This is a genomic window from Chitinophaga solisilvae (genome assembly GCF_009928525.1).
In the GTDB taxonomy this organism is placed as follows: domain Bacteria; phylum Bacteroidota; class Bacteroidia; order Chitinophagales; family Chitinophagaceae; genus Chitinophaga; species Chitinophaga solisilvae.
This window is the reverse complement of record NZ_JAABOK010000006.1, coordinates 1-12,414: the sequence shown is the minus strand read 5'-3', so window position 1 is coordinate 12,414 and position 12,414 is coordinate 1. Positions and strand designations below refer to the sequence as shown.

11 protein-coding genes are annotated in these 12,414 nt (G+C 47.7%); 7 read left to right on the top strand and 4 right to left on the bottom strand.

What is annotated here, in order from left to right; genetic code table 11:
* Positions 1-29: 29 nt before the first annotated feature.
* The 3 genes from GWG06_RS13445 to GWG06_RS13435 form a co-directional block, all read right to left on the bottom strand.
* On the bottom strand, positions 30-431 hold the full coding sequence (locus GWG06_RS13445; protein WP_127043682.1) for an RNA-binding S4 domain-containing protein: 402 nt from the start codon (positions 429-431) through the stop codon (positions 30-32).
* A 90-nt stretch (positions 432-521) separates the two neighbouring features.
* Positions 522-1,892: a dipeptidase gene (locus GWG06_RS13440; protein ID WP_127043683.1), complete on the bottom strand. Its 1,371-nt coding sequence runs from the start codon at positions 1,890-1,892 to the stop codon at positions 522-524.
* Positions 1,893-1,951: 59 nt separating this feature from the next.
* Complete coding sequence (locus tag GWG06_RS13435; protein WP_127043684.1) at positions 1,952-2,416, bottom strand: response regulator; 465 nt, start codon at positions 2,414-2,416, stop codon at positions 1,952-1,954.
* A gap of 387 nt (positions 2,417-2,803) precedes the next feature.
* Between GWG06_RS13435 and GWG06_RS13430 the strand changes: the two genes are divergently transcribed.
* From GWG06_RS13430 to GWG06_RS13415, 4 genes are all read left to right on the top strand, one after another.
* Positions 2,804-3,382, top strand: a complete 579-nt coding sequence (locus GWG06_RS13430; protein ID WP_127043685.1) for a LemA family protein — start codon at positions 2,804-2,806, stop codon at positions 3,380-3,382.
* 118 nt (positions 3,383-3,500) lie between these two features.
* Positions 3,501-3,956 (top strand): TPM domain-containing protein, encoded by a 456-nt coding sequence (locus GWG06_RS13425; RefSeq protein WP_127043686.1) that lies wholly within the window; start codon positions 3,501-3,503, stop codon positions 3,954-3,956.
* Between the two features lie 30 nt (positions 3,957-3,986).
* On the top strand, positions 3,987-4,766 hold the full coding sequence (locus GWG06_RS30695; protein ID WP_127043687.1) for a TPM domain-containing protein: 780 nt from the start codon (positions 3,987-3,989) through the stop codon (positions 4,764-4,766).
* Positions 4,767-4,786: 20 nt separating this feature from the next.
* Positions 4,787-5,701: a DUF1835 domain-containing protein gene (locus GWG06_RS13415; RefSeq protein ID WP_160713830.1), complete on the top strand. Its 915-nt coding sequence runs from the start codon at positions 4,787-4,789 to the stop codon at positions 5,699-5,701.
* 611 nt (positions 5,702-6,312) lie between these two features.
* Here the strand turns inward: GWG06_RS13415 and GWG06_RS13410 are convergent.
* Positions 6,313-8,856: a M1 family metallopeptidase gene (locus tag GWG06_RS13410; protein ID WP_160713828.1), complete on the bottom strand. Its 2,544-nt coding sequence runs from the start codon at positions 8,854-8,856 to the stop codon at positions 6,313-6,315.
* Positions 8,857-8,988: 132 nt separating this feature from the next.
* On the opposite strand from GWG06_RS13410, the gene GWG06_RS13405 reads away from it, so the two are divergent.
* From GWG06_RS13405 to truA, 3 genes are all read left to right on the top strand, one after another.
* Positions 8,989-9,486 carry a biotin/lipoyl-containing protein gene (locus GWG06_RS13405; RefSeq protein WP_160713826.1) on the top strand — a complete coding sequence of 166 codons (498 nt, stop codon included), beginning with the start codon at positions 8,989-8,991 and terminating at the stop codon, positions 9,484-9,486.
* 75 nt (positions 9,487-9,561) lie between these two features.
* Entirely contained in the window at positions 9,562-10,983 is a 1,422-nt protein-coding gene (locus GWG06_RS13400) for a DUF4476 domain-containing protein (protein WP_160713824.1), read from the top strand.
* Positions 10,984-11,130: 147 nt separating this feature from the next.
* Positions 11,131-11,892 carry a tRNA pseudouridine(38-40) synthase TruA gene (truA, locus tag GWG06_RS13395; protein WP_160713822.1) on the top strand — a complete coding sequence of 254 codons (762 nt, stop codon included), beginning with the start codon at positions 11,131-11,133 and terminating at the stop codon, positions 11,890-11,892.
* Positions 11,893-12,414: the final 522 nt, after the last annotated feature.

Genomic DNA, 12,414 nt, shown 5'->3' with positions numbered 1-12,414 from the left:
CAAAACTGAGAAATTATAGAAAAAAGCGGTTATTCATCCCCGTCGCCATCTCCTTCGAGAAATCCGTCTATACTTCTTCTGTCTTTTTTGGTCGGGCGGCCGATTTTGCTCTGGCGTTTGCCGGTATGGAATATGGCGGCCATTTGTTTGGGGGCCGTCTGATCTTCTTCCGGTGTGTTATCTACATAGTATTTAATGGCTTCGCTGTAGGCTACGCGGTTGGAAATGATGCCTGTTACTTCTATCACCCATTTGCGGGCTTCTGTTTTGATCTCAAATTTATCGCCCAGGGAAACGGGTTTAGCGGCTTTAGCGGTGTTGCCGTTCAGTTTTACTTTACCGCCATCGCAGGCATCGGAGGCCTGGCTACGGGTTTTGAACACCCGGATGGCCCAGAGATATTTATCTACACGAACTTTTTCTGTTGTCATGGTTACAAGCTTTTAGCTGTCAGCAGCCGGTTGGCCGGCCGCTGACGGCTACTTTAATAGTAAAGATCCGCTAAAAGCCACAGCCATAGGCTATTTGTGCATTTCAGCGAAGAATTTATGGAAATAAGGGATGGTTTCAATACCCTTATAGTAGTTGGCGAGGCCATATTTTTCGTTGGGAGAGTGCAGGTTATCGCTGTCCAGTCCGAAGCCCATCAGTACGGTTTTGAGGCCCAGTTCCTTTTCAAACAGCGCAACGATCGGAATACTGCCGCCGCCGCGTACCGGAATAGGGTCTTTGCCGAAAGTGGCATGGATGGCTTTATGAGCTGCCTGGAACGCTACCGAGTCGGTTGGCGTAACATACGGGCTGCCGCCATGATGCTTGGTCACCTTCACTTTCACGCTCTTAGGCGCAATGGCTTCGAAGTGTTTGGTGAAGAGGTCGGATATTTCATGCCAGTCCTGATCGGGTACCAGGCGCATGGATATTTTGGCAAATGCCTTGGAAGGCAGTACGGTCTTGGAGCCTTCGCCGGTGTAGCCGCCCCAGATGCCGTTTACCTCTACAGTAGGACGGATACCGGTTCTTTCGATGGTGCTGTAGCCTTTTTCTCCCCATACATCGTCGATGCCCAGGTCCTGCTTGTATTCCGCTTCGTCGAAAGGAGCGGCGTTGAGTGCGGCTCTGTCTTCGGCAGACAGCTCCTGGACTTTGTCATAGAATCCCGGAATGGTGATGTGGTTGTTCTCATCGTGCAGGGAAGCGATCATTTTGGCGAGGATGGTAGCCGGATTGGCTACGGCGCCGCCATAAACGCCGCTGTGCAGGTCGCGGTTAGGACCTGTCACTTCTACTTCCATGTATGCCAGGCCACGCAGGCCGGTATCAATGGATGGGTTGTCGAGGCTGATCATGGAGGTGTCTGAAATCAGTACTACGTCTGCCTTCAGGCGTTCCTTGTTTTCTTTCAGGAAGATGCCCAGGTTGGCTGAACCTACTTCTTCTTCCCCTTCAATCATGAATTTGATATTGCAGGGGATGGTGTTGGTTTTATGCATGGTTTCAAAAGCCTTTACATGCATGTAAAACTGGCCTTTGTCGTCCGCGCTGCCACGGGCATATATGTTACCGTCTTTAATCACCGGTTCAAACGGGCCGCTGTGCCACAGTTCCAGCGGATCTGCGGGTTGCACGTCATAGTGGCCGTATACCAGTACGGTAGGTAAGGATGGATCTATGATCTTTTCTCCATAAACGATGGGATGTCCTGCGGTAGGGCATACTTCTACATTATCCGCGCCGGCTTCCTGCAGGCGGGCTTTTACAGCTTCAGCACATTTTTGAACATCGCCGTTGAAGCGGGAGTCGGCACTTACGGAAGGTATGCGTAACAATGCCAGCAATTCTTCCAGGAAACGGTCTTGGTGTTGTGCCTGGTAATCTTTCCAAACTTGCATGATTCAGGAAATTAAATTCACAATGGGGTGCAAGTTAAAGGAAAAAGAACAATCAGCGTTTAGGAAATGAGCTTCTGGCGTACCAGGAATTCCAGCTTTTCGTTGACATCCAGGAGTTTGGCGGTCAGTTCTTTATTTTCCCTGCGGAGAGCGTACACTTCATAGGCCTTTTCAATATTATGCCTCAATTCCTCCTCATTCCAGGGTTTGGAGAAATATTTATATACCTGTCCCTTGTTGATGGCATCTACCACGGCATTAATATCGGCATAGCCGGTAAGGAGCATACGTATAGGCTCGGGGTACTTTTCCAGTATAGACTCAAAAAACTCTATTCCGGTCATTTTGGGCATACGTTGATCGGAAATGATGATGTGAAATTCCCGTTCCTCCAGTAACTTAACCGCTTCTTCTGCCGAGGTGGCGGTGGATACATTGTAAAGCCTCCTGAAAGAAGCTTTGAAGGCATTCAGGTTATGTATTTCATCATCAATATAGAGTATATGGATGTGTTGAGCACTCATTTAAGCAGACTTAGTTCCAAGTTAGTAATAATAAATGAGTTAGAAACAATGAAACCTTGTATTAACGATTTGGTATTTATCCTGTCCCATTCACGTTTATTCACTATCGTACATCTTCCGGGAAGACTATGGCAAAGGTACATATAAACATAGTGTTTTAGCTCGAATATTTCAAGGATGAATGAACTTTTTTTTAAATTCATGGTTTCCCTAATCAATAGCGGTTTACTCCGTTAGTTTCCATATTTTCGCGTAGTTACGAAAAGCAGGCGTTTACCGCTTTTTTTGTAGCTTTTACCGTGAAAACAACTGCTTACACCGGTAAGTAACAAAACGGGAATAGGTTTTGCATCTTAACCGGCACTTTAAACTTAAATTCTTATTCAGATGAAAACAGGAATCATTGTAATCATTGTTGTCGTATTACTCGGCATGTTCGGTTGCGGAAAGTACAATGGATTAGTTAAACAGGACGAAAATGTGAAGAACAAATGGGGTGTTGTACAAAGCAGCTATCAACGCAGGGCCGATCTGATCCCTAATCTGGTTAGTACTGTAAAAGGTGCCGCCAATTTTGAAACTGAAACCCTGACCAAAGTAATGGAGGCCCGCGCAAGCGCCACCCAGATCAAAGTAGATGCCAGTGACCTCAGCCCTGAGAAAATACAGCAGTACCAGGCTGCACAGGGTCAGCTGAGCCAGGCACTCGGCCGCCTGCTCGCCGTATCAGAAAACTATCCTGAACTGAAAGCCAATCAGAACTTCCTGAACCTGCAGGCACAGCTGGAAGGTACCGAAAACAGAATCAACGTTGCCCGCAACGATTTCAATGATGCTGTAAACGGCTACAACAGCAACGTACGCACGTTCCCGAATAATATTATCGCCGGCATCACCGGTTTCAAACAGAAAGGTTACTTCGAAGCGCAGGCCGGATCTGATAAGGCCCCTGAAGTGAAATTCTAATTTGAGATGTTATCATTTTTTTATTTGATTATTTAAAATGCAGCGAAGATCAATTCCAGGTCTTCGCTGTATGCTAAATAACCCAATGGAAAAATCTCAAATAACTAAATATTTAAGTATGCGCTTTTTCCCTTTTAAACGTAAAGAGATTTTTTCCGAAACGGAAAAGAACCGACTGGTGCAGGCTATCCGTGTGGCCGAAAGGCTCACCTCCGGTGAAATAAGATTGTTCGTGGAAAACCACTGCACCTACGTGGATCCCATTGACCGCGCAAGGGAAGCCTTTCTTTCCCTGGGCATGGAAAAAACCAAACAGCGGAACGGCGTACTGGTATATGTGGCCATCAGGGACAGGCAGTTTGCCATTGTCGGAGATCAGGGCATCCACGAAAAAGTAGGCGACGATTTCTGGCAGAAAGAAGCCACCCTGTTAAGAACACATTTCCAGGACAGTCACATCATCGAAGGTATTGAGGAATGCATCCGCGAAATAGGGGAATCGCTCCGCACACACTTCCCGCACGAAGCAGGAGATAGTAATGAATTGCCGGACGATATTGTTTTCGGTAATTAAGACCACTGTTTTAAAACGAATTTAGCATAGATGAAGATGAGGATATTACGCTGGTTTTTACCGGGATTACTGCTGCTGGCAGGTTTGCTCGCGAATGCGCAGCAGATACCGCCACGGCCCAATCCTCCGACTTTAGTAAACGATTTTGCCGGTATCCTCCTCAAAGATGAGGACGATGCACTGGAACATAAACTGGTAGCGTACTACGACAGTACCTCCACCCAGATTGCGGTAGTCACACTGAAATCTGTAGGCGACTACGATATCAGCCAGGTGGCATTGAAAATTCTGCGCGATTGGGGAATAGGCACCAAAGGCAAAAACAATGGACTCCTGATTCTTGTTGCTGTAGAAGACAGAAAGATCAGGATAGAAACCGGCTATGGCATGGAGGGCGCAGTGCCCGACGCCATCGCCAATGAAATTATTTCCCGGATTATTAAGCCGGCATTCCGGGAAGGCCATTACTATCAGGGGCTCGACGGCGCTGTGGACGCTGTAAAGAAAGCGGCAGCCGGCGAATACCGGGCAGACCCACGGCAAAGTAAGCCAGGCATCAGTCCGGGAGGCATCTTCCTGATTATACTCGTTATCGTTATCCTCGTTTCCATTATTGGCCGCGGTGGCGGCGGTGGTGGCGGCGGCACTACCTACAACCGAAGAGGCGGCTGGTTATGGCCCGTTATTGGTGGTATGAGTGGCTTTGGAGGCGGCGGCGGTGGCGGCTGGTCTGGTGGTGGAGGCGGAGGCGGCTTCGGCGGTTTCGGAGGCGGCTCCGGAGGCGGCGGTGGCGCCAGCGGTAGCTGGTAATAACATCGAAAAATTGTCTTATGTCATATTTGCATGTGTTGAACGGAGATGCGACGCTTACCCTGTTCCGGCAAAGTAAGCTGGAAGGCGAAGTGGTGGTTTGCAGGGAAATGATGAGCGAAGGCAAGGTGAAATATACGAAGGATGCAGCCGTATTCTTTGAAAGCCGCGCCAAACATCTGGAATATCACTATGGCATAGATAAACAAACCTATTATACCAATGTAGTACAGGAGCTGGAGAAAATAAAAATCTCCGGCTCTTCTTATGATGAAATTATCCTCTGGTTCGAATATGACCTCTTCTGCCAGATCAATATGCTGTTCATCATCCATTACCTGAAAAATAACCTTTCCCCTCTTCCCGTTATCAGTGTGGCAGACCTGCCCCATCATCCCGATATTGCCGGTTTCCCCACCCTGATGCAGCAGCGCGTTGCGCTCACAGACGCCGATCTGCAGCTGGCAGACGATGCCTGGGATGCCTACTGCCTGCATACGCCACAGGCGCTGGAAACCATCGCCCAAATGCCTCCCGGTAATCTGAAACACCTGCCGGCAGCCATCAGGGCTCACCTGCACAGGTTCCCCGATATCAACTCCGGCCTCAGCACTATTGAACTGTTCTTCCTGCAAAAGCTGGCACTCGGCAACTACCGCTGGTACGACCTCTACATCTCCTTCTGGGATGAACAGAAAATCTATGGCTTCGGCGACTTCCAGCTGGACATCCTCAAACAACGTATGATCGCCGCCGGCGTCATCGAAGAAGATGCCCAGATGCTGCGTATCACCAGTCTGGGGCGCGAAATCCTCGCCGGCGAAGAAAACTACCTCGTCTACACTCCCCTCCAGCACCGCTGGCTGGGCGGCGTCCGCCTCGCCAACTGCCCCTGGCGCTGGAACCCCGCCACCCAAAGCACCACTTCCATTTAGTTATTTGATTATTTGGTTATTTGAGATTTAATTAAAGCGGAGATTTATGCGAATAACATGCTTTGCATTTAGTTATTTGAGATTTGGTTATTTGAGATTTGACCAGTACGTAGATTTGTGCGAATAACATGCTTTGCATTTAGTTAATTGAGATTTGGTTAATTGAGATTTGACCAGCACGTAGGTTTGTGCGAATAACATGCTTTGCATTTAGTTATTTGAGATTTGGTTATTTGAGATTTGACCAGTACGTAGGTTTGTGCGAATAACATGCTTTGCATTTAGTTAATTGAGATTTGGTTAATTGAGATTTGACCAGCACGTAGGTTTGTGCGAATAACATGCTTTGCAATTAGTTAATTGAGATTTGGTTATTTGAGATTTGACCAGTACGTAGATTTGTGCGAATAACAGGCTGCACTTCCAGATTGTTATCTAACCGAAAACCAGATCAGGAAGAAATATCCCCCAAAAACAACGGAGATATACACGATTGTCTTCGCATATATCTCCGCTGAAATGAAATCTCAAATAATTAAATAATCAAATAACTCCGGTCTCCGCTTCGGTTAAATCTCAAATAACCAAATCTCCCCATAACCAAATAAACCCTAGTCTTTGATGGTGGCGCGGATTTCGCCGGAGGCTTTTTTCATGATGTCAGCCTGTTGCTGGAGAGCTTCCCTTTGGGCGCCGGTGGTGGCGGTAGCTTCTCTGTTTTTGGCGGTGGATATTTCCTGCAGCCAGTTGCTGATGTAGGTGTTTACCTGGGAGTTATTGAAATGAGCGGTCATGGCCTTTATCTGATCAACGCCGTGTTTGATGGCTTCGGTGTTATTTATTTTGGCAAGGAAGCCGAGATAGTCGAAGGCTGCGTTGAGCTTATCCTGGCCGCTGATTTCATCGAATTTGGAAGCTACAAAAGAGATATCTTCCGGATTGCCTTTGCGGGCAAAAACGCTGGAGATGGCGCTTACCAGCTTACCGCGGGCATCAGTCTGCAATTGTCTGGCAATGGTATATGCCTTTTCAGGATCCAGTTCTGCGAGGGCTTCCAGACCGGCAGCCTGCACACCGTAAGACTTGTCTTTGGTAGCGGATTCGAACAGCGGGCTGTATTGTGCATTTTTCAGCTCACCCAGCTGTTTGAGGGCGGCTGCTCTTGCCAGCGCATTCGGATCCTGTTTGGACATAGTTGTTAACTGCGCTATGGTAGCGGATTGCACGCCAGCGTTTTTCATATTCAGTGAGCTGGCAGCCAATACACGCAGACCGTGGTATTTGTCTGACAGCGCCTGCTGCAGCAGTTTGAGCGCTTCCGGATTTTTGGTGTGTGCTTCTGCAGCAGCCTCTATGGCTATACGGCGATCCATGTACTGAGGCGCATGTGCATACTGGTAAGCATAAGTAGAGAAATCGCGGTGGTCATCTTTCTTGGATAAAATTACTTTGTCCGCATCCACATTTACGAGATCAGGTCTGGCAGTGTAAGCGAACGTGAAAGAGTCCACACGGTTGTTCATCGTCACCTGGTGTCTTTCTTTTTTACCTCCGCTGTAAATGTCAATAGCCATCGGCAGCTGCCATACTTTAGGATCTTTCTGGATCTGCTGCAGGATAACAGTTACTTTACCGGCGGCATCGTTGTATTTATAGCTGATGTCCAGCTCCGGGAAGCCCTTGCCGAAATACCACTGATTGAAGAACCAGTTCATATCACGGCCGGTAACTTCTTCAAAAGCCAGGCGCAGCTGGTGTGCTTCTGTAGATTTGAAGGCATTGTTTTTCAGGTATACGTTCAGCGATTTAAAGAAGGCAGAATCGCCTATAGCATTGCGGAGCATGTGAAGAATGCGGCCGCCTTTCTGGTAGGTGATCTGGTCAAACATATCTTCCCGGCTCTGATAGTGGAAGCGTACCAGGTCTTTATCTCCCGAATACTGCACCATGGAAAGATAGGACATCAGCGCCTCATAGCTGTGCTCATCAGCAGCGTCCTTACCGTATTTATATTCCAGCCAGAGGTATTCGCTGTAGTCGGCGAAGGACTCGTTGACGGTGAGGTTGCTCCAGGACTCTGATGTGGCGAGGTCGCCGAACCAGTGATGGAACAATTCATGGGCAATGACGCATTCATTGTAATTGTTGTTATCCAGCAGCTCCCGGTCTGTTTTCTGCAGGAATTCGCCGTGCAGGGTGGCTGTAGTATTTTCCATGGCGCCGGAAACATAATCGCGGGCGGTAACCTGTGAGTATTTCACCCAGGGGTAGTCGTAGCCGAGTATCCTGGAGTAGAAGGTCATCATTTCAGGCGTATTGCCGAAGATAGCCTTAGCATATTTTTCGTAGGGGCGTTCAAGATAGTAGTTCACTTCTTTTCCGCGCCAGGAGTCTTTTACAACGGCATAGTCGCCGATCGCCATCATAAAAAGATAGGGAGAATGGGGGAGGTCCATCTTCCAGGTATCTGTACGGGTGCCGTCAGCATTACTTTTCTGGCTGACCAGCTTGCCGTTGGAGAGGGTCACATATTTCTTTTCCACCGTCATGCTAAGCTCCTGGGTGCATTTCTGGTTGGTTTTATCGATGGTAGGAAACCAGGCGGAAGAGCTTTCTGTTTCGCCCTGGGTCCATATCTGTGTTGGTTTATTGGGTTCTTTACCATCAGGATTAATAAAGTATAAACCTTTGGCATCTGAAATGGCGGCGCTGCCCTGGGCTTTCAGCTCATTGGGTTTTGCCGTATAGCTGATATAAATAATATATGATTCTGACGGACGGTAAGTTTTATCCAGGCCAATATGCAGCTGCAGCTCATCTGTATAACTATATTTCAGCGGAACATTCTTGCCTCCCTTCACTACAGCCACCTCTTTAATATCCATGCCTTTGGCATCGAGTACCAGGGAGTCGGTGTTGTAAAAATGCGGTTTCAGGGTGATCCATGCCTTGCCATACAGATACCTTTTGGCATAGTCAAAACGCACGTCCAGCTTGGTATGCACCAGGTCGTTCACTTTGGTGGCCGAGGCTCTGTAAATTTTGAGGGCAGGATCCTCCTGCTGGGACTGCGCCGTCAGGGACGGAGCGGTGCCCAGTACTGCAGCACCACCCAATAGCAGGCCAATGAAGGTTTGCTTCAAATGTTGATTCATGTAAATGTCGGTTTAAACAAATGTAACAGCTTACGCTTTTATAAAGCGCCAAATTTAAACAAATGGGACAATAATGAGGTAAGTGGTTAAAAATGCTATTTTTGTTATGCTTACAGCCAATAAACTAAGATTATGATCAAAGCAACAGTAAATGGTAAGTCCGCATATACGATCAGTCAGGACCCGGTGCTTATCTGCAATAACCAGGAAGTAGACTGGTCTTCAGCACAGCTGCCAACCGGCGATTACAGCATCATCATGGATGGGCACAGCTATCAGGCACAGGTGCTGAAAGTAGATAAAGACACCAAAACGGTTGTACTGCAGATCAATCAGCAACAGTTCGAGATAAGTATTGAAGAACCGATAGATCAGCTGCTGGCCTCTATGGGCATCAAAGATGCACTGACCAAGAAAATCAATGATATCAAGGCGCCGATGCCGGGACTGGTACTGAAAGTGCTGGTAACGCCCGGACAGGCCATCCGTAAAGGAGATCCGGTACTCATACTGGAAGCCATGAAAATGGAAAACGTATTTAAAGCCACCGCCGATGCCGTGGTAAAGGAAGTGAAAGTAACAGAACGTACCGCCGTAGAAAAAGGAGAGGTATTGATCGTGCTGGAATAATATTTGCACAGGGACAGTTTTTATACCATAATAAGTATGCTTAAATACAGGACAGTATTATATCTATTTGCATGCTTGCTTTGCTGTGGGCGACTCTTCGCACAGGATGACAAGCGCTTTGTATATATCCAGAACGAAAAAGGACAGCCTTTTTACGTAAAGATCAATGGGCAGGTGCTCAGCTCCAGCGAGAAGGGATATATTATATTACCCCGTCTGGAAGCCGGTACCGTGCCTGTTACCATAGGCTTCGCCAGAAATGAGGGGCCCGAACAGAAGTTCTATCTCCGGATATCCAACAGCGACCAGGGCTTCCTGCTGAAGAAGAATACACTCTACAATCTCCAGTCATTCCGCGAAATAAAGGCGGACAATGGCGACGGTACTGCGCTGGCCGCCGCCCAGGAGCCGGAAGTACCTGCTGCTAATACAGAAGATACCGCCCGGAAGGAAATGATGGGCAACCTGCAAAAAGACCTGGAAACCACTTTTGCCGGTAATAGCGCCGCCACAGTAACCGGTCCGGCCAAAGCTGCCACCCCTAAAAACAGTAACAGTTTCTCCTCAGCACTCGATAAAGTAGTAGTTACCGGCGATGACCGTGATGAGCCACAGCCTGTTGCTGCAACAGAAGGCAAGCAGCTGCCTGCTAAAAAGCAACGGGTGGAAAAAGCGCCGCTCTCCGAAGAGGAGAAAGCGCTGCTGAATGAAGTGCTGGCGGAAGAAAGCAGAACCGCTGCCAGCGAAGCTGCTACGGAAGAGGTGAAAGAATCCGCGCGGGAAGCCAAAAGACAGAAGAAACAAAAGAAAAGGGAAGGCTCGCCTGATTTCATTGAATTCCAGGATGACAGTGCCCATCCCGCCAATACCAGTGTGCCTGCGCCTGTACCGGCAGCCGTAACACCCGCGCCGGTAACAGACCTGCCGGTAGCGGAAGCAGAAGAGGCCCCCGCCCGCTCAAAAAAGAAAAAACGTAAACTGTTCGATGATACCGAACATCCTAATAATATTATCACCGACTCCAGCGGTTACGGCATAGCGCCTGCTGCTGAAGCAGCTGCGCCTGCCGGCAGCAAAAGGAAAAAGAAACGAAATGAGGCTGCCGACGAAGCCGCCACTACAGCCATGCCTGCCGCCACGCCCGCCGTTGAGGCAGATGCAGCGGTGGAAAAGAAGCGCCCCGACACCCGCCTGATCAATTCCGATTGTGGTAATATCATGGACGATGCCACCTTCCGGAAAGTCCTGCGTAAGTTCGTGGCCGCCAAAAGTGAAGACGGCATGATAGACGTGTTCCGCAGGCAGACCCGCAACTACTGCCTGGAAACCAGCCAGATCAAAACCCTGGTCCAGCTGCTTACCACAGATGATAACCGCTACCGCCTCCTGGACCAGGCATATTCCAAAACCTACGATACCGAAAAGTATGGTTCCCTGGAAAGCCTGCTGGGAGATAGTTATTTTAAAGGGAGGTTTAAGGCAATGCTACATAAATGATAAAGTAATTACGAATTACGAATTGCGAATTACGAATGAGGAGCGAAGATATAGGCGGATAAAGAATTTACTTCTTCGCTTATATCTTCGCTCCTCATTCGTAATTCGCAATTCGTAATTCGTAATTATCTAATAATTTCGCACCCGATGAACAGATACTTTATTGAGGTTGCTTACAAAGGAGCCTCCTACAGCGGTTTCCAGGTACAGGAGAATGCACATACGGTGCAGGCGGAAGTGGATAATGCATTGAGTACCTTATTCCGGGAAACGATTGTTAGCACCGGTTCCAGCAGAACGGATGCCGGCGTGAATGCCAGGCAGAACTTTCTGCATTTTGATACGGCCTTGCCGCTGCATCCGCAGTTCCTGTATAAGATCAATGCTATTTTACCGGAAGATGTGGTATTGCGGGGTATCTACCGTGTTCCGGAGGATGCCAACAGTCGTTTTGCTGCACTGAGCAGGTCTTATGAGTATACATTATATACACATAAGGATCCGTTTATGAAGGACCGTGGTTACTTCTTTCCTTATAAGATGGATATGGCAGCACTGCAGGAAGCCGCGGGCATTATTAAGGAGTATGCGGATTTTACAACGTTTTCCAAACGGAATACGCAGGTGAAGACATTTATATGTGCTGTTGCCGAGTCTTACTGGACAGTGGAAGAAGAGCGTATAGTCTATAACGTTACCGCCAACCGTTTCCTGCGGGGAATGGTGCGGGGCCTGGTAGGAACGATGCTGAGAGTGGGGCGCGGTAAGCTTTCGCTGGCAGGTTTCCGGGAGGCGATAGAGAGCAGGGATTGCACAAAGGCTGATTTTGCAGTACCTCCGCAGGGCTTGTTTCTGATGAAAGTAGCATATCCGGAGGGGTTATTACAGCAGATTTCTTTTGGTAGATAAAAAAGTTTATCCGCTGAAACACTTTGTAGTAAAGTGTTTCAGCGGATTGTCCGAAAATGTTTTTAAAAAATAGTTGGTAGAGTTAAAAAACCGCTTACCTTTGCATCCCGCTTTGATAGAAAGCACACAACAAAAAGCTCTTCACGCCACTGTATTTTTACCACTTTTTATTCGAAACGTAGTTCTTGGTAACGCTTGTTGCTATTGCGTTTGCAGCGATTGCGGATTGAAAAATAAAAATGAAAAAATCTTTAAAAAAGATTTGGTAGAAATGAAAAGTTGCTTACCTTTGCAACCCCAACGATAACGGGACAACGAAAACGGAAAGCGATCAGTTGTAAATTGAAATAAAGATGTACGGCGCAAGGCCACGGAGATCGGATCTCAGACATCAGCAAAGATTACAAGAGAGTAATCGAAAGTTCTTTGAAAGAATGGAAACAACAGCACGAATCAAATTAGTGATAGTTTGATTCAGAAAACACAGGTAATGTTTAAGCTAAACATAATTAACATATCCGA